Below are 26,730 nucleotides of genomic sequence, written 5' to 3' on the forward strand. Positions count from 1 at the left end.
CCCGCCTTCCGAGGGACTTCCGTGGACCTGTCGAGCAGTACCGGACGCGACCTTCCCGTGGGCACGCGGTGAACCGTCCCGACATCGCCGTCACCGGCCTCGGCATGCTCACCCCCGCCGGGACGGACGCCGAGACCACCTGGAAGGGCGTCTGCGCCGGTGAGCCCACCGCCGCCACGGCGGCCCAGCTCTCCGGGCTGCCCGTCGACTTCTGCTGTTCCGTCCCGTTCGTGGACGTCCCGCACTCCCTCGGGCGCCGCACCGCGCACCGGCTCAACCGTTCCACCCAGCTCGCCCTCATGGCCGCCAAGGAGGCGCTGAGCGACGCCGGGCTCGATCCCCTGACCTGGGACGGCGCCCGTGTCGGTGTGGTCATCGGCGGCGCGCTGAGCGGCACCGACGTCTGGGAGAGCCAGTACCGGCTCCTGCGCGAGGCGGGGCCCCGGCACGTGTCCCCCCTGGTGATCCCGATGATCGCGCCGAGCACGGCGGCCGGTGAACTCGCGATCGCCTTCCAGGTGCGGGGCCCGAGCCTGGTGACCGCGACCGCCTGCGCCTCCGGGGCCACCGCGGTCGCCCTGGCCCGTGACCTGCTCGCCCTGGGCCAGTGCGACATCGTCCTCGCGGGGGGCACGGAGTCGTGCAACACCCCGCTGATCGCCACCGGCCTGGCCCAGCTCGGCACGCTCTCCCGGCGGTGCGACGACCCCGCCGCCGCCTCCCGCCCCTTCGACCGGGACCGCGACGGCTTCGTGATGGCGGAGGCGGCGGCCGTCCTCGTCCTGGAACGGGCCGGGGACGCCCTCGCCCGCGGCCACCGGCCCCGGGCCCTGCTCGCCGGCTGCGGCTCCTCGACCGACGCCCACCACCCCATCGCCTGCCATCCGGAAGGGCGCGGGGCCAAGCAGGCCCTGCGCGGCGCGCTGGCCGACGCGGACCTCGCCCCGCGCGACGTGGGCCACGTCAGCACCCATGGCACCTCGACGGTGCTGAACGACGCCGTCGAGGCCGAGGCGATCCGCAGCGTGCTGCCCGACGGCCCCCTCGTCAGCTCCGCCAAGGGGGTCCTCGGTCACTCCATGGCGGCGGCGGGGGCGGTGGAAGCCGCGCTGAGCGTGCTGAGCCTGCAACACTCCCTGATCCCGCCGACCGCCAACCTCGACCGCCCGGACCCCGCGTTCGACCTCGACTTCGTGACCGGCTCCGCGGCCCACCGGCGGGTCGAGGCGGTGCTGAGCAACTCGTTCGGCTTCGGCGGCCACAACGTCGTCCTGGCCTTCCGCTCCGCGTGACGGCTCCCCTTGACCACTCCCCGTGACCGCGCCGGGCCGCCTCAGCCGTGCGGTGGTCTGCGGTAGCGGGAACTGGCCACGGCGACGGTGCGGTCGGTCGACGCGTCGCGGACGACCAGGTCGCTCTTCTCCTGTGCGGGGTCGTGCGGGTGGCGCGAGGTGCGCAGCCGCAGGCTCAAGGTCGCGTCGAGATCGGCGTTGCCGAGGTAGCAGATCCGGAAGTCCTCCACCCGGCGGTCGAGGAAGGAGCGGCCGGAGCGGCCGAGCGAGCGCCACCGGCTCACCTGGGCGCGTTCGGCGATCGAGAAGAACGACGCGAAGTAGAGCAGGCCGACGCCGTTGACGTCGTCGATCAGGTCCACGGCATGGTCCACGACGAGGTCGGGGCACACGCGCACCCAGCCGTCCCGGGCCGGGTCGGGCAGGACCCGCGCGTAGCGGGCCGCGCCGCACAGCGCGCGCGGCGAGTGGGCCGGCGGGACCTTCGGGAGGAGCGCCGCTGTGAACCCGACCGGTGGCGAGCGGACCAGCCCGACGTTGCCGCCGCCCGCGCTGCGCGAGAGCCAGACGTTGAGGTTCTCCACGTACAGGCAGTCCGGGCGCGGGTTCACGAACGCCTCGGCGGCGTCGAAGGGTTCACCGGCCCCGGGGTCCTCCGGCGGCGCCGTGACGCGCCGCATCCGGTGGACCGTCAGCACGGACAGCGGGCCGGCGTCGAAGACCCGTGAGCACACCTCCAGCCGGTCGCCGAAGGTCAGCTGCCGGGGCTGGAGGCCGCAGGCGAGCATCCGGGCGTAGTAGAAGGCCAGGTAGGACGGGGTGCCCTGCTCGTCGCGGGCGCTGAACACGTCGAGCCCGCAGACCGCGCCGACCGTCTCCCAGGTCCAGTCACCGGCGCAGGCGGCCAGGGCCTTGAGCGATCCGCACGTCCCCGGCGTCACCGTCACCAGACGCCGGACCGAGGCCGGACCGGTCCGCTCGATGTATGTCCCGGTGTGTTTCCCGGTGTATGTCCCGGTGTGTGTCCCGGTGTGTGTCCCGCTCCCCGTACCGGTACCGGTCCGCATGCCGCCTCGCTTCTCGTACGCGCTGATGCCGCCGGGCGCCTGTCGGTCCTGCCGGCCGGGCACCTGCCCAACGCCCTTCAGGAGCGGTGGTCACGGGGTTCCGCGTGCTCGCCGCGCGGTGCGCACCGGGGCACGGCCGGGTCCGGTGGGTGGGGCGAGTGGGGTAGATGGGGTGGGTGAGGCAAGTGGGGCGGCCATATGGTTGCAGGACCGGGGGTGAGCCGGGATACTTCGCGGACCCGACGGAAGGACCCCCGTGCCACGGATACGCCACGTCTCGCTCGGTCTCGCCCTGGCCAGTACCGCGCTCGCGCTCGGAGCGCCACCGGCCTCGGCGACCGCCCCGGCCACGGGCGCCGCCACCGTCACCGTCGAGGAGGCCCGGCTCGACCGGGCCGCGCCCCGGGAGATCCTGCGCCGCAGCGGATTCGACGCCGTGGCGCCGGAGTTCGCGGACGCGCTGGCGGATGCGGACTCGTACCGGGAGGCCGAGCGGACCGTCGAGCGCCAGGGCGCGCGGCTGTGGCGGCGGGCGGTGGACCGGGCGCAGGGCCGGGGGCCCGCCCGGGGTGATCTCAGCCGGGACGACGACCGTCCGCTGTACTGGGCACGGCTCGGCATGACCCGCGAACTGCGGTCCTGGCAGGCCGGGTTCGCCCTCGACGACGCCGCGCGGGCGCGCCTGCTCGACCGGCTCGAACGGTCCTCCCGGGGCCAGGACTCGATCCGTTACCCGGCGAAGGACAGGGCGGACAGGGCGGATAAGGACACCAAGGGCGCCAAGGGTGTCAAGCGGGTGCTCCTGACGGGCTTCGACCCGTTCACGCTGGACCGGGACACCCGGATCAGCAACCCCTCCGGCGCCACCGCGCTGGCCCTGGACGGCACCTTGATCCGTACGGCGGACGGAAGCCTCGCCCGGATCGAGACGGCCGTCTTCCCGGTCCGCTGGCAGGACTTCGCCGACGGGACGGTGGAGCGGACGCTGCGCGGGCACCTGCCGGAGGTGGACCTCTTCACGACGGTCAGCCAGGGGCGGGTCGACCGGTTCGACATCGAGCGCCACAACGGGGCCTGGCGCGGTGGTTTCCCCGACAACGAGAACCTCGCGCGCACGGAGACGGTCCCGGTGGACACCCCGGCCACGCAGCCCCAGTGGACGGCGACGACCCTCCCGTACCGGGCGATCGTGGCGGCGGACACCGGGCGGTTCCCGGTGTACGACAACACCTCGGTGACCGAGATACCGGCCGGGGCGAGCGCGCCGGTGAACCGCGCCGACGGGCCCACCACCGGCTCCGCCGCCCGCGCGGGCGGCGGCGGGAACTACCTCTCCAACGAGATCGCCTACCGTGCCACGCTGCTGCGCGACCGGCTGGGCCTGCCGGACCTGCCCGGCGGCCATGTCCACACCCCGGTCCTGCAGTTCGGCGCGGGCAACACCGACCCGGCGACGGGCACGGTCACCGACCCGGAGTTCGTCCGCAACCGCCTGGACATCATCGCGCAGGTCCGCGCCGTCATCGGGGTGGCCGCCTCGTCCTGAGGTCCGTGGTGGGGGCCGCCTGGCGTATGTGCAGGTGGCCATCGCCGGGTCGGGGCCGGACCGTTTGAGGGTGACGTGTGCCATCAGCCGGCCCTCCGTACGGGAGGGCCGGTCCTGCGCGCGGGAAGGCCCGGCCTCCAGCACGGCGAAGCTGAGGCGGTCCCCGCCCGCCCATCCCCGTAGCCGGCCCTCCAGCCACCGCACGGCGTCCTCGTGGCTGTCCACCGACAGTGCCGTCCACCGGCGCAGGACCGGGCCCCGGCCCACGTCCACCAGCGATGCGGCGTCCCCCTCCGCCCAGGGCCGCAGCAGCAGCGCGGGCGCGGACGCCGTCGCGTCCACCTGCGAAGTGACGGGCATCGCGTCTCCCCCGAACCGGCCACGGCTGATCACCGCCCATGGGACCACGACCGGCTTCGGAGACACCCCGCCGGCGGCACGGATTCCCTGCCGGGCCCCTGCATCGGACGGGGGCGGGCTGGGGGTTCTCGTGGGCGTGGGGTGGGTGGAAGAGGGGGCTCGGACGGGAACGTGCTTGGAGAGTTGTCCCGGGGGCCTCTGTCGGGGCCGCTGGGTTCAGCGGCGCCCGAGCCCTCGGATCATCCAGCCGGCTTCGCGCCACTGGTCGGTGTTGAGGGTGCCGCGGGCGTCGATGACTTTGGGGTTGTTGGTGCGAGTGGCGAGTCGCTTGGGGTCGATGGTGGAGAACTGGTGCCACTCGGTGAGGTGCAGCAGCAGGTCGGCGTCCTCGACTGCGGTGATGGGGTCCTCGATGTAGTCGAGCTCGGGATAGCGCTTGCGGGCGTTGTCGAGGGCCTTGGGGTCGGTGACGGTGACGGTGGCGCCGAGGTCGTGGAGGGTCTGGGCGACGGCGAGGGCGGGTGAGTCGCGGATGTCGTCGGTCTCGGGCTTGAAGGCGGCGCCCCAGATGGTGATCCGCTTGCCTCGCAGGTCGGGTCCGAGTTCCTCGCGGGTGAGGTCGATGACGCGCTGGCGGCGGCGAGTGTTGACTGCGTCGGCTTCGCGGAGGATGCCGACGGCCTGACCGGCGTCGAGTTCGTCGGCGCGGGTGATGAAGCCGCGGAGGTCCTTGGGGAGGCAGTCGCCGCCGTAGCCAAGGCCGGGCCGCATGCCGCGGCGGCCGATGCGGGTGTCGTGGCCGAGGATGTCGGCGAGCTCGGCGACGTTGGCGCCGGACTTCTCGCAGACCTCGGCCATCGCGTTGATGAAGGAGATCTTGGTGGCGAGGAAGGAGTTCGCGGCGCCCTTGGCGAGCTCGGCGGTGGCCCGGTCGGTGACGATCGTCGGCGTGCCCGCCTCGATGATCCTGGCGAATGCCTGCCGCAGGACCGCCTCGGCCCAGGAGTGGGCGGTGCTGAAGCCGAGGACGAGCCGGTCGGGGCGGAGGGTGTCCTCGATGGCGAAGGACTCGCGGAGGAATTCGGGGTTCCAGGCGACCTCGATGAGGTCCCCGGCCGGAGCGATCCCCTGGAGGAGTTCGGTGACGAGGGGTGCAGTACCGACGGGAACGGTGGACTTGACCGCGACGACGGCCGGTTTCTTCAGGCCGGGGGCGAGGCGGGCGACGGCGTCGAAGAGGTGGGAGAGGTCGTAGCTGTCGGTGCCGGGCTGCTGCGGGGTGCCGACCCCGATGAAGTGCAGGTCGGCGAAGTCGGCGGCCTCGCCGTAGGAGGCGGTGAAGCGGAGCCGGCCGGTCGCGGTGTGTTTGGCGAGAAGGTCGTCGAGGTCGCGTTCGAAGAACGGGGCTTTGCCGGAGTTGAGGGTGTGGACCTTGTCGATGTCGGAGTCCATGCCCAGGACCTCGTGGCCGAGCTCGGCCATGCGGGCGGCGTGGGTGGCGCCGAGGTAGCCGCATCCGATGACGGTCATCTTCATGAGCGGGGTGTCCCTTCGGGTGGGGCCGCCGCTGGCGGCCCCACCCTTGCCCCGCCCGGAAGGGCGGGGTGATCAGGAGGGCCTGGCGGCCAGATGGCGGTGGATCCCGTCCCGGATGAACGGCGGGATCGTGAGGATGTCGAGGTGCTCGGGGGCGAAGAACTGGAGCTTGACGCCCTCGGAGAGCGGGAGGCTGGTCTCGTCGCCGTCCCAGACGGCCGCGAAGAAGGTGATGATCTGCCCGGAGCCGTGCTCGTCGCGGGTCTCGAACAGCTCGGTCAGCGCGTCGGCGGCCAGTCCGGCTTCTTCGTCGAGTTCGCGGACGATCGCGCGGGCCGGGGCCTCGCCGGGGTCGCAGCCGCCTCCCAGAAGGCTCCAGTGGGCGGGCCAGGCTATGGCGGGGAGGTCGTCGCGGAGGTGGAGGAGGAGTTCGCCGCGGAGGTTGGTGATGATCGCGACGGCGCCGCGGGCGGCGGCCGGCTCCTCGGTGGCAGATGTCTCGGAGTACATCCCCTCACCGTAGTAAGCGAGTTGTGGATCACGCGGCAGCCCTCACGGTCTGGTCCGAAAACCAGGCGGCTGCCATGAGGGCCTGCATGCGGGTGCGGTCGAACCGTCCACCGGACTCCAGCCCCCTCTCCAGGAGGGGGCGGAAAGCGGCCGGGGCGTCGGTGAGGGCCATACGGATCTGGGTATCGGCCCAGGCGGCGAGGTTGCCGCCCAGCCAGGAGGGGGCCGGGGAGGCGAAGCCGAGCTTGTCGCGGCTGGCCCAGACCTCGCGGGGCAGGCCGAGGGCTTTGGCGGCGTCCCGCAGGATCCGCTTGCCCTGGGCCGGGTCGGTGATCTTGTGCTCGACGGGGAGCCGGTAGGAGAACTCGACCAGGTCGCGGGCGAGGTGGGGGGACCGGCGTTCGAGCGCGTAGGCGGAGGCGAGCTTGTCGCTGGTCATCACCAGCGGCCTCCAGGCCGTCGCCAGGTCCGCCAGGGTCAGGCCGCGGGCCAGGTCCCCGCCCGCGCGGGCCATCGCGTCGGCGACCAGATCGCGGATACGGCCGTCCGGGTCCGGGCCCCGAAGGATCAGCCGGGTCACCGCCTCCGCCGGGTCCAGTGGCTCGCCCGCGGTGTGCAGGAGCTTGGCGGCCAGCGGCCGGTAAGCCTCCAGGCCGGCGTTCAGGACGGCGTCGGGGCCGAAGAGGACCAGGGCCTGGCGGACGTAGCCCATCAGGAACTCGTCCGGCCCGAGCCCGCCGGCCACGACCCGGAGGCCGAGGTCGGAGATCTTCCGGTAGGCCATGTGCTCGGAGAAGGTGCTGGCGTTGCCCATGGGGTAGTCCAGGGCCCGCATCATGTGCGGCAGAACGGTGGTGAAGTCGGCGTGGTCCGGCTCGACCACCACCAGCTCGGCCCCGATGTCCCGGGCGATCATGGCGGCGGCCGTGGACTCGTCGAGGCGGTCCTGGCCCGGGTAGCGGACGGTGACGCAGACCGGCGGCCTCATCAGGTAGGCCAGCACCGCCGAGTCCAGGCCGCCGGAGAGGAGGAGGGCGAAGTCGCAGGCCGGGACCCTGAGGGGGATCTGCTCGGCCAGGATCGTGGAGAACCTGGCCAGGGCCTCGTCGTAGGTGCCGGTGAACGGGGCCCGGTCCTCCAGGTGCCACCAGGTCATCTGGTCGACCGAGCCCGTGGTGACGTCGAAGGACAGCAGCGTGGCCGGGGCCAGCAGCTGGATGCCCTGGAACGGGGTGTCCACCCCGGTCGGGGTCTCGATCGCGGTGACCTCCGGCCGCAGGACCGGCGGGGCCGCCCCGTAGCCGGTCAGCGTGGTCACCTCGGAGGCGAACGCGAGCCGGCCACCGTCCAGACGCCAGTAGAGCGGCTTCTCCCCGAGCCGGTCGCGGGCCAGGAACAGCTTCGCCGTCCTGGGGTCGTAGACGGCGAGGGCGAACATGCCGTCCAGCCCGTCCAGGCAGGACGGTCCGATCCTGGCCCAGGCCCGCAGCAGGAAGTGGGCGTCCGACTCCCGTTCGCCGGTCTCGATGCCCCAGGCGGCGGCCTGCTGCCGCCAGTTGTAGATCTCGCCGTTGAAGGCCAGCAGCAGCCCCGTGTCCCGGTCGAGGTAGGGGCCGGGCATGGCCTGCGGGTCGACGATCAGCAGCGTGTTCATGGCCAGCACCGCCCGGCGGTCGCTGCTGGCGGCGTGCAGGGTGCCGTCCGGGCCGCGGTAGTGCTGCGAGGCACCCATCGCGGCGACGGTCTTCTCGTGCCGGACGGCGTCGCCTCCGGCCAGTCCTGCGATTCCGCACATCTGGTTCACCCCCGAGCGTGAGTCGTGGTGCCTTGGCGGCGGACGCCGCCGGGAGCCCTTCCTGGCGTCCCTGCGGCGTCCTGGGCCCTCATCACACCGGCTGGGCCGCCCGTCAGGGAGGGCTCGCAGGGGGGCTCACAACTCGCGGTTCGGGTTCACCCAGGGTCCGCAGGGCAATACCCTCAGTGCCTCAAGACGCGGGAAGCCGGACCGGTCTCCCGTGCCCGGCCGGAATGCGTACGACGGAGAACGCCCAGTCGTCGCGGCCCGGCCCGGTGGCGTTCCCTCGTCAGCGACCCCGTTGCTGACCTGGTGGAAAAGGGGATTCGGGTGGCATCGACCAGCCGCCGGACCCGTCCGCCCAATGCGGACCTGGCCCGGCTCATCGAGACCTGCGGCGCGAGCCACAAGTCCCTGGCCCTGCGGGTCAACCAGCTCGCCAAGCAGGCGGGGATGGAGACGGACTACTCGCATACCTCGCTCGCGAACTGGTGCCAGCGGGGCATGATCCCCAAATGGCCGGTACCCACGCTCATCGCCCAGGCGATCGCCGAACGGCTCGGCCGGCCGGTGGCACTTGGCGAAATCGGTATGGGCGATGCGAAGACACCGGACGCGGATGTGGGGTTGGATTTCCCACGGGACCGCGGTGATGCGGTCCGTGTGGCCACGTCGTTCTGGAGTTTCGTGAACCGCCGCGACTTCCTGACCGGATCCGGCTTCGCCGTGTCCGCGTTCACCACCCCCGTGACCCGCTGGCTGGTCACGCCCGCCGACGAGGCCGCCGACCTCACCGGCGGCAAGCAGGTCGGCCGGGCCGACCTGGACGAACTTCGCGACGCAGCTGAGGACGCCCGCCGCTGGGACTCCAAATACGGCGGCGGGAGCTGGAAGGCCAACTCCGTCAGCATCTGCCTCCAGGAGCGGGCCGCCCCGCTCCTGCGGGGCTCCTTCACCGACACGGTCGGCCGGGACCTGTTCTCAGTGACCTCCGAGCTGTCGAGGCTGGCCGGGTGGACCGCGTTCGACGTCGGCCAGCACGATGTCGCCCAGCGGCACTTCATCCAGGCCCTCCGCCTGGCCCGCGCGGGCGGCGATGTCCAGCTCGGCTGCTATGTCCTGACCACCATGGCCATGCAGTCCCTGCTGCGGGGCTTCCCCTCCGAGGCCGTCGACATGGCCCAGGGCGCCTTCGAACGTGCGAAGGGCCAGGCCACCCCGCGTGTGCTGGCATTCACCAAGCTCATCGAGGCCCGCGCCCACGCCCGCGAGAACAACGCCAGGGCCGCCTCACGGGCCCTGGCCGCGTCCGAGAACCTCATCAGCCAAGCCGACCGGAGCAGCGGCGACGAACCGGCCTGGATCGACTTCTATCACCACGCCCGCCTGTCGGCAGACGCCGCCGAGGTCTTCCGCGACCTGAAGAACCCGAAGGCGTCGCTTGCCTGGAACCAGCGAGCCACCACAATGCAGCCGGGAGTCTTCACCCGCTCGGTCGGAATGCGGCTGGCCATCGTGGGGACCGCCCACCTCCAGGCCCGCGACCTCGACCACGGCCTGGAACTGGGCAACCGGTCCGTCGACATCCTCGCCCGCGTCCAGTCCTCCCGGGCCAAGGACTACGTCCGCGAGTTCAACACCGCCCTCGCCCCGTGGCGGCGCGAAGCCGCCGTCCGCGAGTTCGTCCACCGTACCCGCGCCGAACTCGGCATCGCCGCCTGACGAAGAACCGAGTGGGAGGGGTGCGGGACGGGGGTTCTCGTGGTCGGGGGGTGGTGGAGGGGCGGTGCAGGGGGGATCGGGTGGGGTACGGCATCGGCCTGTTCTGTTTGGTTTCGGCCAACTGCCTTGATCACGACTGGAGTTACTTAGGAGATTCGAGGGACCGCACCTGCGCCCCGGACGCACCCGGAGCTACCGTTGCGCTCGCTCGTCCACACCATGGAACGAGCGGTTACCAGCCGTCCCTCAACCCTGGGAGTCCTCATGGCAGACATCAACATGGGCACCACCACCTTCGAGGCCCACGACCTGGACCTCGGTGGCATCACCGTCACCACGATGCGTGACACCGCAGGGGTCTCGGCCTTCGCGGCCAACACGTCCACCTCCGGCTGTGGTATCCCCACCGCCTGCTCGTGCGCGTGCACCCAGGTGCCGCAGGCACTTCCCGGCGCCGCCTGATCCCGGCCCGCGCCGGTGTCCGTTCCGGTGCTCCTGCCAAGGGGCACCGGAACGGACCTGTTCCTCATGGCCTTTCACTTCTTTGTTTCTTTGCCTCTTTGCTCCTTTGCTCCTTTGCTCCTCGTCTCACCCCCTCATCCCAGGTCGAGCCGGAAAGGACCGCGACGCCATGACGCCCGCCGCGCCCCTCGCGCCCGCCACGCACACCGCCCCGTACGTGCTGGTGCGCGCGACGATGCTGAGCCACCCCGCGCAGTCGCCGGACGCCGCCGTCTTCCGCGCCGAGCTGGAGCGGCTGACGGAGCTGGAGGGCGCGCTGGCGGACCTCCTCCCCCGGCTGACCGACGCCTTGTACGAGAGCCGGGGCGGCCACCCCGAGCCGTTCCACCGGGACGTGGTGCTGCCCCTGCGCCGGGCCCTGCACAACGGGCGGGAGCCCCGGGCCGTGCTCCTCGACCGGCTCGGCGACCTGCCCGAGCGGGTGCCGCAGTTGCGGAGGTGGCTGGAGTTGCGCGGTCGGCTGGACTCCTCGCGCGCCCGGGTCCGCGGGTCGGCCCCCGACGCGCTCGCGGCGGAGCGGGACGCCCTCGCCGCCCAGTGCCGGGAGCCCGCCTTCGCCCTCGCCGCCTCCTGCACCAGCGCGGACCTGCTGGCCGCCGTCGAGCGGGCGGGCGCCGGGACGACCGGCCGCCGCGCGCGCAAGGAGGAGCCCGGGGTCCTGCGGCACGCCCTGCGCTCCGCGACCCGGACCAGCCCGCTGTCCTGGTTCACGGCGGTCGGCTGGGGTCCGCTCCCCGCCGTCGCCGCGGAGACGGCCTCGGCGGAGTGGGGGGAGGGCGATCTGCTGGGCGCCACCGGCAACACCGTCAGGACCAGCCGGACCTTGGTGACCGCACTGTGCGAGGCCCTGCTCGCCGACCCGCGCAGGCGGGCCCGGCTCCCCCACCGGATGGCGAGTCCGGCCCGGACGGCCGGGGGCCGCAGCACCTTCGCCCGTACCCACGCCCTCTCCTCGGTCGGCCGCTTCGTCGTCACCGACGAGGACGAGGTCGAGGTGGCGGCGAGCCCCGCGCTGGAGCAGGTGGCCGCCCTGTGCCGGACGCCCGCCACACCCGCGGAGCTGGCGACCGCGCTGGCCGGACCGCAGGACCGCACCGCCGCGTACGCCTATCTGGGCCAGCTCGTCGACACCGGGCTGCTCGTCCCCGTCCCGCCCGTCGGCCCGCACCATCCCGACCCGCTGGCCCGGCTCGCCGACTGGCTGCGCGAGAGCGCCGACGCGAGCACCGGGGCCGGGACGGGGACCGAAGACGGCGGGGACGCCGCGCTGGCAGCCCTGGTCGACGGGGTGGCCGAGGCCACGGAGAAGTTCGCCGCGGCCGACCCGCGCGAACGGGCCGCGCTCCTCGTCGTCCTGCGCGAGCGGTGGACGGTGCTGCTGGCCGCGGCGGGCCGGCCGCTGCCCCAGGGGGGTCCGGCGCCCACCGTGCTGACGGAGGACGTGGTGGCCCGGCGGCCGGTGGCGGCGGACCGCCTCCTCACCGGCGCCGACCACGAGGCGCTGCACGAGATCAGTGCCCTGGCCGAGGTGTTCGACCTCGGCCACCTGACGCGCCAGGTCCTGCGCGACCGCTTCGTGGCCCGTTACGGCCCCGGCGGCGTCTGCCACCCGGTCTGGGACTTCGGCACCGAGACGGTCGCGGCCTGGGAGGACACCGCCCGGACGGCGCTCCTCACCCCGGACGACGACCTGTCCGCGCTGCCGACCGGGGCGGCCGGGCTCGTCCGGCTGCGCACCGCGTTCGTGGCCGACGTGCTGGAGCACGCCGCGTCCCGGGAGGACCCGGACGCCGATGTGGTGCTGCCGCCCGAGCTGGTCGTCTCCTTGGGCCGGCAACTGCCCCGCTGGGCGGCGGCGCGCCCGTTGTCGTACTCCCACTTCCTCCAGCGGGACACCCGGCGCGCCCTGTTGTGCCTGAACCACGTCTACGGGGGCTGGGGGCGGATCGGGAGCCGCTTCCTGGACCTGCTCGGCCCCCGGGCCACCGAGGTGGTCGCGCGGGAGGTCGGGCGTCACCAGGAGCCGGGGAGCCGGGCCGTGCAGTTCCGCCCGGTCCGCGGCTTCAACGCCAACCTGCAACCGCTGTTCATGCCGGACGAGATCCTCTCGGAGGAGTTCGGCCCGGAGGAGGTCGGTCCCCCGGAAGGGGCCGACGGTTCCGGGCGGGGCGGGGCGGGCCGGGTTCCGATCGGTGAGGACGACGTGGAGCTCTTCCACGACGAGGCCACCGACCAGGTCCGGCTGCGGCTGCGGAAGACCGGCGAGCTGCTGGACGTCTTCTATCCGGGGCTGCTCGTGCCCAACCTGCTCACCGCGCGCAGCGCTCCCCTGCTCCACGACCACCCGGAAGGGGTCACCGCCTTCTCCCAGCTGGTGCCCCAGCTGGTCACCGAGGTCCCGGGCGGTGCGCTGGTGCGCACCCCCCGGCTGCGCCACCGGCACGTCGTCCTGCGTCGGCGGCGCTGGAAGCTGGCCGCCGGCACGGTCGCGGCGCTGCGGGCCGAGCTGGCCGCCGAGGGCGAGGTGCCCTTCGCGGCCATGGCCCGGTGGCGGGTCCTGCTCGGCGTCCCCGACCAGCTCTTCCTCCACTCGACGACCGCCGCCACCTGGGAGAACACCGGGACGGCCGAGGAGACCCTGACCCAGCTGGCGCGCCCCAAGCCGCAGTTCGTCGACCTGGGCAACGCCCTGCACCTGCGCTGCCTCGACAAGTGGCTCTCCCGCCACCCGGACGGCGCGGTGCTGGAGGAGGCGCTGCCCGCGCCCGGCGGCCGGGCGCGGCCGACGCGCGCCGTCGAACTCGTGGCGGAGACCTACCGGGCGGGGCACACCTCATGACCGACGCACCCGCCGAAGCCCCCACCGACACACCCGCCGAAGCGCTCACCGGCATACCGGTCGACGCGTCCGGCATGCCCGACGCGCTGGAATCGCTGGGGCGTTGGCGGTTGCGGCCCGGTGTCACGGCCACCGCGCTCGCGCGGGGCCTGCACCTGCGGGGGTGGAGCAGCAGCGTCACCCTGGAGGGCAGCCCCGCGCTCCCCGCGCTGTGGGGGATGGTGGAGGAGGCCCTGCGGACGGACGGCGGCGCGGCCCGCCTCGCCGCCGGTGCCGGGGCCGGTACGCCACTGCGTGCCGCGCTGTGCACGCTGATCGGGCAGGTGCACGCGCACGGGATGCTGGTCGAGGACGCGGCGCCGCCCGGTGACGGACCCGGTGACAGAACCGGCAGCGCACCCGGTGGCGCACCCGCCGGAGGTCCGGCCGACGACTGGCTGTTCAGCGTCGCCGACCGGCCCGCCGGGGCGGCGGCCGTACTGCGCCGGGCCCGGGTGGAGGTCCGTACGGCGGAGCCGGGCGAGGCCCTGGCCGCCGCGGTGCTACGGGCCCTGGCGCGCGCCGGGGTCGCCGCCACCCGGGCCGGGGCCCCGGCCGGTGCCGGGGGGCGGGTGCTGCTCTCGGCGGTCCTCGCCGACGCCGCCGGGCCGGCGGTGGGCGCGGCGGTCCACCCCGGCGGCGCGTTCGTCACCCCGGTCGGCAGCCGGGCCTCGGCCGAGGCGGACGCGGCGGCGCTGGGCGAACGGCTCGGGCTCGGCAAGGCCCCCGGGCCCGGAGCGGTCGTCACGCCCGCGCTGACCGCCCTCGTCGCGGGCGGCGCCGTCCAACGGCTGCTGGCGGCGGTGGCGGGACTGCCCGACCCGGGGGCCGAGGACACGGACCCGGACACCGGTCCGGACCCGGTCCCGGGGCCCCGGCCGCGGATACCCGTCGCCCTGGTCGCCGCGGACCGCCCGCCGCAGGCGGCCTACCGTCCCTGGCCCGGCGCGGCCCGGGACCCGGCCTCGCCGCCGGGCACCCTCGCCGAGGCGCTGGCCGGGGTGGCCGCGCTGGGCGACGAGCGCCTCGGGGTGCTGCCCGCTCCCCTGACGGGGTCGCTGCCGCAACTGCCGGTCGCGCTGGCCGCCTGCGCGGCGCCGGGCGGCGGGCTGCTGACCGCGGGCGCCGTCCGGGCCGACCTCGCCCGGCTCGACGCCCTGTGCCGCGCGGCGGAGCTGCGGCTCGGCGCGGGCGGGTCCGGGGTGGTGGTGGGGGCGGGCCCCGGCCACGCCCTGGGACGGGCCCTGCGCCGGGCCGCGCTGGACCGGCCGCTGCCCGTGGCACCGGCCGCGCCCTGGGAACCGGACGGCTCCGGGCACGCGCAGGCCCGCCACTGGTGGGCCACCCTGACCCGGCGTCTGGGCGTACGGGCGGAGCTGAGCGTGACCGCGCTCGACGCGGGTGGGGGCGGGGGCGGGGGCGTCCACCGGGCCGTCGTGCGCGAGAGCGCGGCGCCGGGACGACGGGTGCTCGGGCAGGCGGTGGAGGCCACCGCGGGGGACGCGGTCGCCTTCGCGACGCTGGCCGCGCTGGTCCGCGTACAGGCCGAGGCCGAGGCCCAGCCCTCGGTCACGGTCACGGCCTCGGCCTCGGCCTCGGAAGGGAGCGTCCGTCACCTCAGTGCGCCCGGGGGCGAGGTGTGCCCGCTCGCCGTGGCGGGGGTCCCCCTGGCGCCGTGGGAGGACGAGAGCTGGGCCGCGGGCTGGTGGGCCCGGGTCGCCGGGCGCGAGGCGGCCCTGCACACCGCCCTGCGGGGGCTGACCGGCCTGCGCACCGGCCCCTGGGAGGCCGACGGGCCGGACGGCCGCGCCGTCCTGGCCGCCCTGCGCGGGTGCGGCTTCACCGTCCTCGCCACCGGCACGGATACCCGTACCGGCACCGGCACGAACACCAGCACGGCCACGGCCACGGAAAGGGAGTCACGGTGACCCCGTCGGCACCACCCGTCACCAGCACACCGCTCGGGGCGGCCCTCGCCGCGCTCGGGGCGACCGTCCTCGACGCCCCGGGCGCGCGGGAGACCACGGCGGGCCCGGCCGTCGTCGTCCTGGACGACTGGACCTTGGGGACCGTCGCCGAGCTGTCGCGGCACGCGCTCGCCCACCCCGTGACCCTGGTGCCGGTGCGCTGCGACGGCGCCGTGACCGTCGTGGGCCCGGTCCTGCGGCCCGGCGCGGTGGGGTGCCTCTGCTGCACGGAGTACCGCAGGCTCGCCACCGTCGGGGGCCGCGTCCCGTGGCACAGCCCCAAGCTGCGGCTGGCGGGCCGCCCCTCCCCCGCCCTGGTGGACGCCGTCGCGGCGCTGGCCGTCGCGCTCCTCGCGGAGCCCGCCCCGGCCCCGGGCGCCGGAGCCGCCGTGCACCTCCTGCACAGCGGCCGGACCACCTGGTCCAGTCACACCTTCCGGCCCGTCGGCGGCTGCGAGGTGTGCCTGCCGCTGCCCGAGGACAGCGCCGGGGCGGCCCGCCCCCGGTGGACGCCGCAGACCCTGCCGGACCCGCTGGTGCTGCGCGGCCCCAACGACCGTACGGGCACGGCCGCGCTGCGCGCGGAGCTCCACGACGAACGGTTCGGGCCGGTCCACCAGGTGGTGCGCACCGAGGACTCGGTGCACAGCCTGACCAGCACCTACGTCACCCTGGGGCGAGCGCTGCGCGACGGCGGCCACGGCCGGTCGGCGGACTACGACAGCAGTGAGCGCGTGGCCCTCTTCGAGGGCGTCGAGCGCCTCACCGGGATGAGCCCGCAGGGGCGGCGCACCGTCCTGCGCGCCTCCTACGCCGAGCTGGGGCCGGAGCGGGCCGTGGACCCGGAGCGGCTCGGGCTGCCCGATCCGGCCCATCACGGCCATCCCGCCTCGGTGGCCGTGCCGTACGCGCCGGGGCTGGAACTCGACTGGGTGCACGGCTGGTCCCTCACCCACGACCGCCCGGCCGCCGTGCCCGAGCACGTCGCGTACTGGGACCCGAGCCCCGGCCGGCCGCGCGTCGTCTACGAGAGCTCCAGCGGCTGCGGCCTGGGCAACAGCCCGCAGGAGGCCGCCCTCTACGGGCTGTTCGAGGTCGCCGAGCGCGACGCGTTCCTGATGGCCTGGTACGCGAGGACCCCGCTGCGCCGGATCGCGCTGCCCGCCGACGACCTGGAGGTGCTGCACCTCGCCGACCGGGTGGCGCTGGCGGGCTACCGGCTCACGCTGCTGGACGCCACGAACGACTTCGGCGTCCCGGCGGTCGTCGCGGTCGCCCGGCACGGTGACAGCCGCTCGGCGGCGCCGCAGGTGTTCCTGGCGGCCGGGGCCCACCACGACCCGCGCGCGGCGATCCGCTCGGCCGTGGTGGAGACGGTGACGAACGTCTTCAACGCCGCCCAGCGGCTGCGGGCGGAGCCGGACAGCCACGACCCGCGCCGGCTGCGCCCCATGCTGGAGCAGCCCGAACGGGTCGTCACCCTCACCGACCACACCGCCCTGTACGGGCTCCCGGAGGCCCGGCCGCGGCTGGACTTCCTGTACGACCACGGCGACGACCGCCCGACGCCCTGGACCGAGGTGTGGCCGGGCGCGCCGGAGCCGGTGACGGACCTCGCCGGGCTGCTCGACGCCACGGTGCGGCGGCTGGCGGGGGCCGGTCTGGAGGTGGTCGTGGTCGGGCAGGACGAGGCGGGCGTGCGCGAGCGGCTCGGCCTGTACAGCGCCAAGGCGGTCGTCCCGGGCGCGCTGCCCATGACCTTCGGGCACGTCAACCGCCGCACCCTGGGGCTGCCCCGGCTGCTGGAGGTCCCGTACCGGCTGGGCCGCCTCGCCCGGCCCCCGCGCCACGACGAACTCCCGCTCCACCCGCACCCCTTCCCCTGAGGAGCCCGACCATGGCCGCCGCGCCCCGAGGACCCTGGCTGAGCCTGCACTGCTTCCCCCGGACGACGCCCGGGGGGACCGACGCGTCCGGGAACGTGCTCCCGAAGGTTGTCCCGGACACGTTCCCGGGCACGTTCCCGAACGCGTTGCCGGACACGTTGCTGGACGCGTTCCTGGTGGAGGATCTCGCCCCGTTGCTGGACGGCCTCGTCGCCGGGGGTGAGGCCGCCGCCTGGTTCTTCGTCCGGCACGAGGAGGGCGGCCCGCACCTGCGCGTACGGGTGCGGAGCCCGCGACCGGCCGTGGCCGCGGAACTGGGCCCCACCCTGCGCCGCCTGACCGGGGCACGGCAGGCCGAGGGGGGCGGGGCAGGGGGAGCGGTGGGGACGGTGGCAGCGGTCGAGGTGCGGGAGGTGCCGTACGTACCGGACCCCGGCGGGGACGGTGGGGACGGTGGGCCGCTCGCGCCGGCCGTCGCCGAGGAGGTCTCCGTACGGTCCACCCGGGTCGCGGTGGACGCCGTAGCCGGGGCCGCGCGCGGCAGCCGGCGCCTGGCCGTGGCGGCCGATCTGGCCCATGCGACGGCCTGGGCCCTGGGGATGGACCGCTTCGAGGCGGCGCGCTGGCTGCGCGGGCAGGCGGCCGGCCGGCCCTGGGCCGGGGAGGCGGCGCCGCTGCCCGCGCGGCTGGTCCACACCCAGGTGAACACGGTCTACGCGGCGCAGCGCGAGAGCCTGTGCGGGCGGGCGGTGACCCTGCGCGCGGAGCTGGCGGACGGCACCGCCCGCGGGCCGGTGGCCCGCTGGGCGGCGGCCGTACGGGCGGCCGACACCGCGCCGGAGCCCGGCGCGGACGGTGGTGCGGACCCTGCGGGAGGCGGGACGGACGCTGCGGGTGGCGGAGGCGGTGCGGACGGTGCAGACGGTGCGGATGATGCGGACGGTTCGGGCCGGGAGGCGGCGTGGGCCGCGCAGTTGCGCCTGCTGTTCAACCGGCTCGGGGTGGCCCCGGCGGAGGCGCGGGCCGTGTACCGGCTCTGCGCCCGCGCCCTGCTCGACTCCGGGGAACCGGCCTCGTACTTCCCCGACGGGCATCTGGCCCCCGACCGGCAGTATCTGGAGCGGAGCAAGTTCCAGGTCGGCCGGGACATCGACGCCCTGCCCCGTTACGCGCCCCCGGAACGGGCGTCCGGCGCGGCGGAGGTGGCGCTGCCGGGCGGGCCGCTGCCGGACGTCCCGCTGCGGGCCGCCGTCACCGGCCGGACCAGTGTCCGGGGCGCCCTCACGGGGCCGCTGACGGCCACCGGGCTCGGCACGCTGTTGTGGGGCGCGCACGCCACCAGCCACACCACGGGCTCCGGCGACGCCCTTGCCCCGCACCGCCCCTACCCGAGCGCGGGCGCCCTCTACACGGCGGGGCTGCGGCTGTTCGCCTTCGGGGTGGAGGGGCTGGCGCCGGGCGCCTACCAGTGCGTGCCCGAGCGGCGTTCGCTGCGGCGCCTCGGGGACGCGCCCGCCCTCGACGAGGTCAGGGCCCTGTCCGCGTACCTGTCCCGGCCGGCCGGTGATCCGCTCGCCGTGGTCGTGGACGACGTCCCCGTGGTGCTCGGTCTGTACGTGGACTTCGGCCGGCTCCGGCGCCGCTACGGGCTGCGGGCGCTGCGGCTGGGCCTGCTGGAGGCCGGGCACCTGGCGCAGTCCCTGCTGCTGACCGCGTCGGCGCTGGGCCTGGCCACCACGCCGCTGGGCGGGTTCCGCGACGACCTGGCGCAGGAGCTGTTCGGCCTGGACGACATGGACCAGCCCCTCCAGTACCTGCTGCCCCTGGGCCGCGCGCCCCTGCCCGTGGCCGTGCCGGTGCCCGTACCCGTGCCGGTGCCCTTTCCGGGTGATCCGCTCGACGGCGTGGAACGCGTGGGGGGACGGGCGTGACGGAACGTCCGGCCGCTCGTTGAACCGCGCGGTCAAGTGAAGTGGCAGGAGGCCCCGGGGTCGACACCTCCGGGGCCTCCTGTTGTACGCGCCGCCGCACGGGCCGCCGCACGGGCCCATGACCAGGGCCAGGGCCAGGCGAAGACCTTGGCGAAGGTGGCGACGGAGACCTTCCCGGCCTTCCGGGAGAGGCCGCCGACGAACCGGGCGCCCTTGGCACCCAGGTACTTGGAGATCGCCCCGGCCTCTGCCGCCGCGGTGCCACCGGTGACCACCAGGAACGCCCGGCCGCCGGAAGGGCTCCGAGTACGTCGGCGGCCAGCCCGGCGCTGGTCTCGCTGTCCCAGTCGCCCTGGATGGCCGCGTCCACGGTGTGCGCGCCGAGCGAGGCGACCGCGGCGACCGCGGTGACCACGGTGACCACGGCGACCGCGGTGACCGCGGTGACCGCGGTGACCACGGCGATCGGCCCGCAGATCGGGGTCAGGACGGGGATCAGCCGCGTGGGCCGTCTCCTCGTCCTGCGGCTTCGGGTCCAGGCCGGTGAGGTCGGCGACGAGTCTGTCGGTGTTGTCCTTGGCGGTGGCCTTCCCGGGGTGTTTCCGGCCGTTCGTGCGGCCCGTGTGTCGCGTGTGTCGCGTGGTCCGGTACGGGAGGCCCGGCCGTTGGTCTCCGTCACCTCGCCGGTATCGGGTGGTTCGGGGCGTTCCGGGAGTCAGGTGGTTTGTGGGAGGTGCACAACCCGGTGTGCGGCCGGTTCCCGCTCAACCTTCCTCCGCCGGGCAACCTCCGCGGACGCCTCCGGGTCCTGTCCGCCGACGCGCCGTCATGGTCCGGCGCACTGTGGCAGAGAGAGAAGGACCCATGTCCCGGTACACGCTCACACCCGCTCGTGCCTTCGGCGCCGCCCTGGCGGCGGCGGTCACCGTCGGCCTGCTCTCGGCACCCGCCGTCGCACAGTCCGCGGAAGCGTCCGCCACGGCGGACAGCCGTTACGCCGCGCTCCAGAAGTACATCGAGGACCAGGTGGAGAAGGGCGGGGTGCCCGGGATAATCGCCTCCGTCCAGGACGGCAGGCACACCTGGCAGGGTGACGCCGGGGTCGCCGACCTGCGGACCGGAGAGGAGCGCGGGGACGACGACCGCTTCCGCGTCGGCTCGATCACCAAGACGTTCGTGGCCACCGTGATCCTCCAGCTGGAGGCCGAGGGCCGGCTCGACCTGGACGACACCGTCGAGAAGTGGCTGCCGGGCCTGGTCGAGGGGAACGGTCACGACGGCGGCGCCGTGAGCGTGCGGCAGCTCCTCAACCACACCAGCGGCATCAGTTCCTACACCGGGAACACGGAGTTCCTCCACACCTATGTGGCGGGGGAGGGCTTCCTGAAGAACCGCTACCACCGGCACAGCCCCGAGAGCCTCGTCGGGTGGGCCATGCGCAAGGCGCCGGACTTCGCGCCCGGCACCGGCTGGAGCTACTCCAACACCAACTACATCCTCGCCGGGCTGATCATCGAGAAGGCGACCGGCACCTCCTACGAGCAGCAGGTCGAGAACCGTATCCTGCGCCCGCTGGCGCTGAAGAACACCAGCCTGCCCCGCGACTCGGCCGACATGCCCCGGCCCTCGGGGCGCGCCTACAGCAAGCTGTTCTCCGAGGACCCGGCCGCGAAGGTCCACGACGCCACCCGGCTGAACGCCTCCTGGGGCTGGGCCGCCGGAGACATGATCTCCACCACCGGCGACCTCCACCGGTTCATCGGCGCCCTGATGTCCGGCAAGCTGCTGCCGCCCCAGCAGCAGAAGGAGCTGACCACCACCGTGAGCACCCCCGTCCCCGGTGCGCGTTACGGCCTGGGAGTGAGCCACCAGGTGCTCTCCTGCGGGGCCGAGGTGTGGGGGCACAACGGGGGAATCCACGGCTCCCTCTCGGACATGTTCGCCACCAAGGACGGCAGGCGCAGCCTGGCGATGAACGCCAACGGTGACTGGAACAACAACAGCAGCGACAACCCTCAGGGCGGCCTGAAAGCGGTGTTCTGCGACAAGAAGTAGCACCCACGAGAAGGAGCACCACGAGTAAGAAGCACCAGGGCGGGTGGGGCGGGCCGGCCCGTCGCGCGGGCGGGCGGGCCCGGGCGGCGGCCCGGTTCCCCGGGCACACCACGACGCATCCGCCGTGCGGGTGCACGGCGGATGCGCGGGGTGAGCGCCCTGGGGGAAGGGAGCGTTCGGGTCAGGTCAGGTCAGGTTCGGCCGGTCGGGCCGGACCGGGTCGGGCCGGGCCGGGTCGGGCCGGCTTCAGGGGCCCGGTCAGTGCTGGATCTCCCAGCGCTGCTTGTCGGCGCCGTTGCAGGTCCAGACGCCGAGGACCGATCCGAGGGCTTCGGCGGTCAGGCAGCCGCCCTCGTGGCCGACGATCTCGTACCGTCCGGTGCCGACCGGGCGCAGGGTCCACTTCTGGTTCTCGGTGTTCGACTGGGTCCAGAGCTGGGCGAAGTAGCTGCTGCCGTCGACGATGCGGGTGCGGTCGGTGTTGGAGTCCAGCACCTTGCCCGGGGCGAGGCGCGAGTTGAGGCGGTACTTCCCGTCGGACAGCCGGGTGAGGTTCCAGCGCTGGGCCTCGGGCCGGTAGTTGCCCTCCGCCTTGACCCTGGTGCCGTCGGCGGTCCACGCGTTGTCGAGGTCGGCGGCGGGGCCGGTCACGCTGACCAGGCTGGCGATGGCGGGCAGCGAGTGCGCCGGGCGGATCAGGAACGAGCTGTTGGCGACGTTCCAGTGGTTGGACAGGTAGCTGCCCGGCTGGGGCTTCGGGTGGAAGTACGTGTCGCGGTTGCAGTCGATCCAGCTGGTGCCCGGGTACTGGCAGTCGATGAGCGTGCCCGGCGAGGCGGGGATTCCGCCGTCGTCGTAGCACATGATGTCGCCCCTGAAGTAACAGTGGCCGTTGCTGGTCGCCTTGGGCGCGTCCGACTGGACGGCTCCCATGGTGTGCAGCAGCTCGTGGAGCTCGATGTCGATCGCGTCGAAGCAGCTTCCGGTCTGCATGCTGATCATCGCGTAGCCGACCGAGCGGTTGGCCACGTTGTCATGACCCGGGTTGCTGTTCCCGCCGGGCGGTCCCCAGGCCAGGCCGCAGCCCTGGTTCTCCGCCCAGAACAGGTACTTGCGGTCGTTGCGGTTGTAGCCCTGGTTCGACAGGGCCTGTCCGACCCCGTTGTGGCTGTTCATGTCGGCCTGCGGGATGACGACCCGGGTGACGGTCGGGACGCAGGCGGAGTCGTGGACGTAGCGGACCTCCCGGCGCTCCCCCCGGGCCTCCGAGGTCTGCACGAACCGGCCGTTGATCTTGGAGGCGCGGGTCACGAACTCGCTGCGGAACTGGTCCAGCCGGTCGGGCTGGTTCTGTCCCCGTACGTACAGCAGCTGGACGCGCTGCCCGCTGGTGCCGTCCCCGTCGCAGGAGGGCGCCACCACGGGAGGGGTCGGGGTCGCGAAGGCGGACAGGGGGGCCGACAGGGAGCCCGGCATCTCCTTGTCCTCGTGCACCTCCCAGGTCTGCGCGTCGAAGACGGACACCGAGGGGCGGGGCGTGGGCGCCGGGGCGGTGGTCTGCGCCACGGCCCCGGAGGCGACCAGAGTGCCCAGGACGGCGGTGGACAGGACCACGGTGGCCGCACTTCTCAGCCGTGAGGCTGTTCCTTTGAGCTTCATGTTCAGGAAATATGCACGGCCCCGGTCAACGATCTGTCAACACCCCTGGAGTCCGCGTCTATCGTCGTGGGCATGACGACGACGGCGAGTGTGGGTGCGGGTACGGATACCGGTACGGGTGTGAATGCAGGGACGTGTGAGAGCACTGGGACGCGTGGGAGTGCTGGGGCGCTGTTGCGTGAGTGGCGGGAGCGGCGCGGGATGAGCCAGTTGGAGCTGGCCGGGCGGGCCGACTCCTCGTCCCGGCACATCAGCTTCGTGGAGAACGGCCGGTCCCGGCCGAGCGAGGAGCTGGTGCTGCGGCTCGCGGACCGGCTGGACGTGCCGGTGCGGGAGCGCAACGTCCTGCTGGTGGCGGCCGGTTACGCGCCGCGCTACCGGCAGACCCCGCTGGACGATCCGTCGATGGGGGCGCTGCGCGAGGGGCTGGAGCGGCTGCTGACCGGCTACGAGCCGTACCCGGCGCTGGTGGTGGACGCCACGTACACGGTGGTCGCGGCGAACCGGGGCATCACGATGCTGCTGGACGGGGTGGCGGAGCGGCTGCTGGCGCCGCCGCTGAACGCGATGCGGCTGACCCTGCACCCGGAGGGGCTCGCGCCCAGGATCCGCAACCTGCGGCAGTGGCGGAAACATCTGCTGGCCCAGATGGAGCGTCAGATCGCGCTGGTCCGCTCGCCGGAGCTGCGCGCGCTGCACGAGGAGGTCGCGGCGTACCCGGTGGCGCGGGCGGAGCGGCCCGAGGACGAGGACCGGCCGGAGGAGGTGCCGTACCTCGCGCTGCCGATGCGGATCGAGCACGACGGGCACGTGCTCTCCTTCGTGTCGTCGATCTCCACCTTCAACACGCCGATGGACGTGACCGTCGCCGAGCTGGCCGTGGAGACGTTCCTCCCGGCCGACCCGGTGACGGTGAAGTACCTCCGGTCACTGGGACCTTGAGCCCGCGGTCACGGGGTGCGTGAGCCGACGGCGCGCAGGGCCAGTCGCTGGAGCGGGGCGACGCCGGCGCCGTAGAGGGTGAGGAAGACGCCGAGGGCGGACATGGCGGATCAGCCTCCGTCGAGGTGAGGTCGGTGGACCGGCGTGGCCGGTGTACGGGTTCCCGTCCGGGTTCCGGAGCCGAGTGCGCGGCTCCGGAACCCGGTGGCTCCACTGTGCCGTCCGGCCCGGCCGGGGTCGATGACCTGTGAGGTCATGCCCGCGCGGACGCCGTACGCCTGCCGTACGCCGGGGGCGGGAGGCGGGAGAGCGGAAGGCGGGAGAGCGGAAGGCGGGCCGTCGCACACGGCGGACGGCCCGGGGCCGTGCGCGGGCTCCGGGCCTCAGGCCTCAGGCCTCAGGCCTCAGGCCTCAGTCGGACTGTCGCTTGACGGCGGCCTGCTCGGCGGTGCGGACCCGGGCGGCGAGTTCCTTCGCGGTCATGCGTTCCAGCGTGCCGCCGTGGCGCCGGGCGAGCGCGTCGCCGGGCTCCGGCGAGGACTCGTGCAGGTCGACGACGAGCAGCGAGGTCCCGTCCTCGACCCGGCTGCTCAGCACGATCATGCTCGCGCCCTCGTCCAGCGACCGCCGGTTCTCCGCGGCGTCGCCGAGGGCGGCGCCCGCCGCGGTGCCCAGGAACACGCCGACCGGGCCGCCCAGCAGACCGATCAGACCGCCGACGAGGCTGCCTCCCACGGTGGCGACGCCGACGCCGCTCACATGGCTTTCCGGTACGTCGAGCAGGCCCTCGGCCGACCGTTCCAGGACGGCCGCCTGTCGTAGCCCCGGAAGGGTGACGGCCTCCTGGAACGCCGACCGGCAGGCCGCCGGGTCGGTGAACGAGATCAGCAGCACGTGGTGGCTGTCCGCCATGTCGTTTCCTCCCGTGGGGCGCACCGGCGCGTTCCCTGACCCTCCGAGTGGAACCCCCGGCCGGTCTCCCCGCCACACAGGGCACCCGCCCGGTCCCCGCCGGTCACACCCCGGGGGCGGCGGGTGCGCCGGGGCCGGTGAGGGGCGTCCGGCGGGTCCACAGCAGGGCCGCCGCGAGGAGGACGGCCGCCACCAGGAGCCAGGGCAGCGGGCCCGCGGGCAGGGCGGCCACCGTCAGGCCCGCCACGACGCCCGCCAGTTGCAGCGCCAGTGACTGCACGGACAGGGCGGTGGCCCGGCCCGCGCTCGGCACGCTGCGGTGCAGCAGCTCGTTCTCGTTGGGACCGGCCGCGCCCAGCCCGAGGTACAGCAGCCCGTAGCCGATGGCCGCGAGCGCCAGCGGCACACCGCCCGGGGCCGTGCTGGTCACCCCGAGCAGCAGCAGACCGGCCGCGCAGGTCCCCAGCGAGACGCACACCGCGCGGTGACCGCCGCCCGCCAGCCGGGCCACCAGTGGCGCGAGCCGGCTGCCGAGCGCCGAGCAGAGGAACCCGGCGCAGGCGAGCCCGGCGAACAGCACCGCCCCCGGCTCCGCGGCGCCGGCCAGGGACGCCGCCCGGCCCGGGACGAGGAGTTCGACGGTGGCGAGCCCGCCGCCCGCCGCCGCCGCGCTCAGCAGCACCCGGCGGACCAGGGCGTCGCGGCCCCCGAGCCGCAGCCCTTCGGCGACGGTCGCCGGAACGCCCCGTACCACCTTGGACAGGGGCGCGGGCGGGCGTCCGGGTTCACGGAGCGCGACCAGGACGTACGCCACGAAGACCAGCGCGACGGCCGCGCCCGTCAGGGGCGGTACGGAGAGCGGGAGGACGGCCCCGGAGGTCGCCTCGCGCAGCCGGTCGCCCGGGACCGGGCCGGGGCCGAGGCCCAGCAGCCAGGGCACCGCGCCGCCCAGCAGGGTGCCCACCGCGAGCGCGGCGGAGACCGCCGCCCCGCCCCGGGCCAGCCCGGTCCGCAGCTCGGCGTCCGGGCCGTGCGCGGCCTGCACGGTGTCGACGTACCAGGCTTCCGCCGGGCCGCTGGACAGGGCGCGGGCCGCGCCCATCAGGCCCGTGCCGAGGGCGAGCGCCCACGCGGTGGTGCCGAGGGCCTGGAAGGTGAAGGCGACGGCGTTCAGCAGCCCGGCGGCGGCGAGGACCACCCGGCGGCCGATGACGTCCGACAGTCCTCCGGTGGGCAGTTCGAGCAGGGCCGCGGTGAGGGAGTGCACGGCGAAGAAGCCCGCGACGGCCGTGAGCGCCATCCCCCGCTCGGTGAACAGCAGGACCAGCGGGGCGATGGTCAGTCCGACGGGCAGCCAGAAGAGGGCGCACACGGTGGCGTAACGCCGCCGGGCCACCCGCGCGTCGGGCCCGGCGCCGGATATCGCCGTACCGGGTATCGCCGTACCGGGTGTGGTGGTGTCGGGGGCCTTCGCGCCGGGCGAGGGTGGTGTCATCGGGTGCCCCCGGCCGGTGTGTCCTCGCCGCCGTCCCCGCCCGCCCCGGTGCTCCCGGGGTCCGGGGCCAGGGGGAGGGCGGCGGTGAGGACGACGACGTGCCGGGCGCGGGGGTCCCGCGCGTCCCGCGCGGTGAGTTCGGCGAGCCGTTCCTCGAAGACCCGCCACAGTTCGGCGACCGACTCGGGGGTGAGCCGGGACAGCAGGTCGGTCACCCCGGACGGCTCGCGCCACTCCTCGCCCAGCCGCCCGGCTTCGACGTCCGCCTCGTGCTGGGCCAGCGAGGACGTCAGGTGCTCGATCTGGCGCCGCCGCAGCGCCCCGACGGCCGCCCGGCCGCCCGGGGACGCGCCCATGGCCTCGTTGCTCCACGTGGTGACCAGGTGCACGGCCCGCCAGCGGCGCTCGCGGCCGTCGCGGTGCTCCGCCTCTGCGACGAACGCGTACTTGGCCAGGACCCGCAGGTGGTAGCTGGTGGACGCGGACGACTCCCCGGTGCGGACGGCCAGCTCGCTGGCGGTCGCCGGACCGTGGTAGCGCAGCAGCCCGAGCAGGCGGATGCGCAGGGGGTGGGTGAGGGCCTTGAGCGCGGCGGCGTCGTGCTCGGGGTCCAGGACGCGATGGGTCTCTTCTGCGGTCACCGCCGGAGCATAGG

At 74.5% G+C, this 26,730-nt stretch carries 19 protein-coding genes; 10 read left to right on the plus strand and 9 right to left on the minus strand.

Annotated features, from left to right (window positions below):
- Positions 1–68: 68 nt before the first annotated feature.
- Positions 69–1,292 (plus strand): beta-ketoacyl-[acyl-carrier-protein] synthase family protein, encoded by a 1,224-nt coding sequence (locus ACIA5F_RS10690; protein ID WP_399351404.1) that lies wholly within the window; start codon positions 69–71, stop codon positions 1,290–1,292.
- Positions 1,293–1,333: 41 nt separating this feature from the next.
- Here the strand turns inward: ACIA5F_RS10690 and ACIA5F_RS10695 are convergent, their stop codons facing one another.
- On the minus strand, positions 1,334–2,359 hold the full coding sequence (locus ACIA5F_RS10695; protein ID WP_399351752.1) for an LnmK family bifunctional acyltransferase/decarboxylase: 1,026 nt from the start codon (positions 2,357–2,359) through the stop codon (positions 1,334–1,336).
- Between the two features lie 256 nt (positions 2,360–2,615).
- Here ACIA5F_RS10695 and ACIA5F_RS10700 point away from each other — a divergent pair, with 256 nt between their 5' ends.
- Positions 2,616–3,905: a pyroglutamyl peptidase gene (locus tag ACIA5F_RS10700; protein ID WP_399351405.1), complete on the plus strand. Its 1,290-nt coding sequence runs from the start codon at positions 2,616–2,618 to the stop codon at positions 3,903–3,905.
- Between the two features lie 576 nt (positions 3,906–4,481).
- Here ACIA5F_RS10700 and ACIA5F_RS10705 read toward each other — a convergent pair.
- The 3 genes from ACIA5F_RS10705 to ACIA5F_RS10715 form a co-directional block, all read right to left on the minus strand.
- Positions 4,482–5,801, minus strand: coding sequence for a UDP-glucose dehydrogenase family protein (locus ACIA5F_RS10705; protein WP_399351406.1), 1,320 nt, complete (start codon positions 5,799–5,801; stop codon positions 4,482–4,484).
- A 72-nt stretch (positions 5,802–5,873) separates the two neighbouring features.
- A complete protein-coding gene (locus ACIA5F_RS10710; protein ID WP_399351408.1) occupies positions 5,874–6,311 on the minus strand; it encodes an NUDIX domain-containing protein in 438 nt (145 codons plus the stop codon).
- Positions 6,312–6,339: 28 nt separating this feature from the next.
- Positions 6,340–8,106: an asparagine synthetase B family protein gene (locus tag ACIA5F_RS10715; protein ID WP_399351410.1), complete on the minus strand. Its 1,767-nt coding sequence runs from the start codon at positions 8,104–8,106 to the stop codon at positions 6,340–6,342.
- A gap of 330 nt (positions 8,107–8,436) precedes the next feature.
- Here ACIA5F_RS10715 and ACIA5F_RS10720 point away from each other — a divergent pair, with 330 nt between their 5' ends.
- The 6 genes from ACIA5F_RS10720 (at position 8,437) to ACIA5F_RS10745 (ending at position 19,012) form a co-directional block, all read left to right on the plus strand.
- A complete protein-coding gene (locus tag ACIA5F_RS10720) occupies positions 8,437–9,828 on the plus strand; it encodes a sporulation protein (RefSeq protein ID WP_399351412.1) in 1,392 nt (463 codons plus the stop codon).
- 264 nt (positions 9,829–10,092) lie between these two features.
- Positions 10,093–10,290, plus strand: coding sequence for a hypothetical protein (locus tag ACIA5F_RS10725; RefSeq protein ID WP_399351413.1), 198 nt, complete (start codon positions 10,093–10,095; stop codon positions 10,288–10,290).
- A gap of 169 nt (positions 10,291–10,459) precedes the next feature.
- Positions 10,460–13,189 (plus strand): lantibiotic dehydratase, encoded by a 2,730-nt coding sequence (locus ACIA5F_RS10730; protein ID WP_399351415.1) that lies wholly within the window; start codon positions 10,460–10,462, stop codon positions 13,187–13,189.
- Positions 13,186–15,156 carry a hypothetical protein gene (locus tag ACIA5F_RS10735; RefSeq protein WP_399351417.1) on the plus strand — a complete coding sequence of 657 codons (1,971 nt, stop codon included), beginning with the start codon at positions 13,186–13,188 and terminating at the stop codon, positions 15,154–15,156. Before ACIA5F_RS10730 ends, ACIA5F_RS10735 begins: the two co-directional genes overlap by 4 nt.
- Positions 15,153–17,081: a TOMM precursor leader peptide-binding protein gene (locus ACIA5F_RS10740; RefSeq protein WP_399351419.1), complete on the plus strand. Its 1,929-nt coding sequence runs from the start codon at positions 15,153–15,155 to the stop codon at positions 17,079–17,081. Before ACIA5F_RS10735 ends, ACIA5F_RS10740 begins: the two co-directional genes overlap by 4 nt.
- A gap of 11 nt (positions 17,082–17,092) precedes the next feature.
- The gene (locus ACIA5F_RS10745; protein ID WP_399351421.1) at positions 17,093–19,012 is read left to right on the plus strand and encodes a SagB family peptide dehydrogenase; all 1,920 of its coding nucleotides are present in this window, start codon (positions 17,093–17,095) and stop codon (positions 19,010–19,012) included.
- A 32-nt stretch (positions 19,013–19,044) separates the two neighbouring features.
- On the opposite strand, the gene ACIA5F_RS10750 is transcribed toward ACIA5F_RS10745, so the two are convergent.
- Positions 19,045–19,287 (minus strand): hypothetical protein, encoded by a 243-nt coding sequence (locus tag ACIA5F_RS10750; RefSeq protein WP_399351423.1) that lies wholly within the window; start codon positions 19,285–19,287, stop codon positions 19,045–19,047.
- Between the two features lie 589 nt (positions 19,288–19,876).
- Here ACIA5F_RS10750 and ACIA5F_RS10755 point away from each other — a divergent pair.
- Positions 19,877–21,067 (plus strand): serine hydrolase domain-containing protein, encoded by a 1,191-nt coding sequence (locus tag ACIA5F_RS10755; RefSeq protein ID WP_399351425.1) that lies wholly within the window; start codon positions 19,877–19,879, stop codon positions 21,065–21,067.
- Between the two features lie 258 nt (positions 21,068–21,325).
- Here the strand turns inward: ACIA5F_RS10755 and ACIA5F_RS10760 are convergent, their stop codons facing one another.
- Positions 21,326–22,726 carry an RICIN domain-containing protein gene (locus ACIA5F_RS10760; RefSeq protein WP_399351427.1) on the minus strand — a complete coding sequence of 467 codons (1,401 nt, stop codon included), beginning with the start codon at positions 22,724–22,726 and terminating at the stop codon, positions 21,326–21,328.
- Between the two features lie 72 nt (positions 22,727–22,798).
- Here ACIA5F_RS10760 and ACIA5F_RS10765 point away from each other — a divergent pair, with 72 nt between their 5' ends.
- On the plus strand, positions 22,799–23,668 hold the full coding sequence (locus ACIA5F_RS10765; RefSeq protein WP_399351429.1) for a helix-turn-helix domain-containing protein: 870 nt from the start codon (positions 22,799–22,801) through the stop codon (positions 23,666–23,668).
- 411 nt (positions 23,669–24,079) lie between these two features.
- Here ACIA5F_RS10765 and ACIA5F_RS10770 read toward each other — a convergent pair whose 3' ends face one another.
- From ACIA5F_RS10770 to ACIA5F_RS10780, 3 genes are all read right to left on the minus strand, one after another.
- Entirely contained in the window at positions 24,080–24,580 is a 501-nt protein-coding gene (locus ACIA5F_RS10770) for a histidine kinase (RefSeq protein WP_399351430.1), read from the minus strand.
- A 103-nt stretch (positions 24,581–24,683) separates the two neighbouring features.
- Positions 24,684–26,075: an MFS transporter gene (locus tag ACIA5F_RS10775; protein ID WP_399351432.1), complete on the minus strand. Its 1,392-nt coding sequence runs from the start codon at positions 26,073–26,075 to the stop codon at positions 24,684–24,686.
- Positions 26,072–26,716 carry a helix-turn-helix domain-containing protein gene (locus ACIA5F_RS10780; protein WP_399351434.1) on the minus strand — a complete coding sequence of 215 codons (645 nt, stop codon included), beginning with the start codon at positions 26,714–26,716 and terminating at the stop codon, positions 26,072–26,074. Before ACIA5F_RS10780 ends, ACIA5F_RS10775 begins: the two co-directional genes overlap by 4 nt.
- Positions 26,717–26,730 lie beyond the last annotated feature (14 nt).

This window comes from Streptomyces sp. NPDC051567 (assembly GCF_044454165.1).
Lineage (GTDB): Bacteria > Actinomycetota > Actinomycetes > Streptomycetales > Streptomycetaceae > Streptomyces.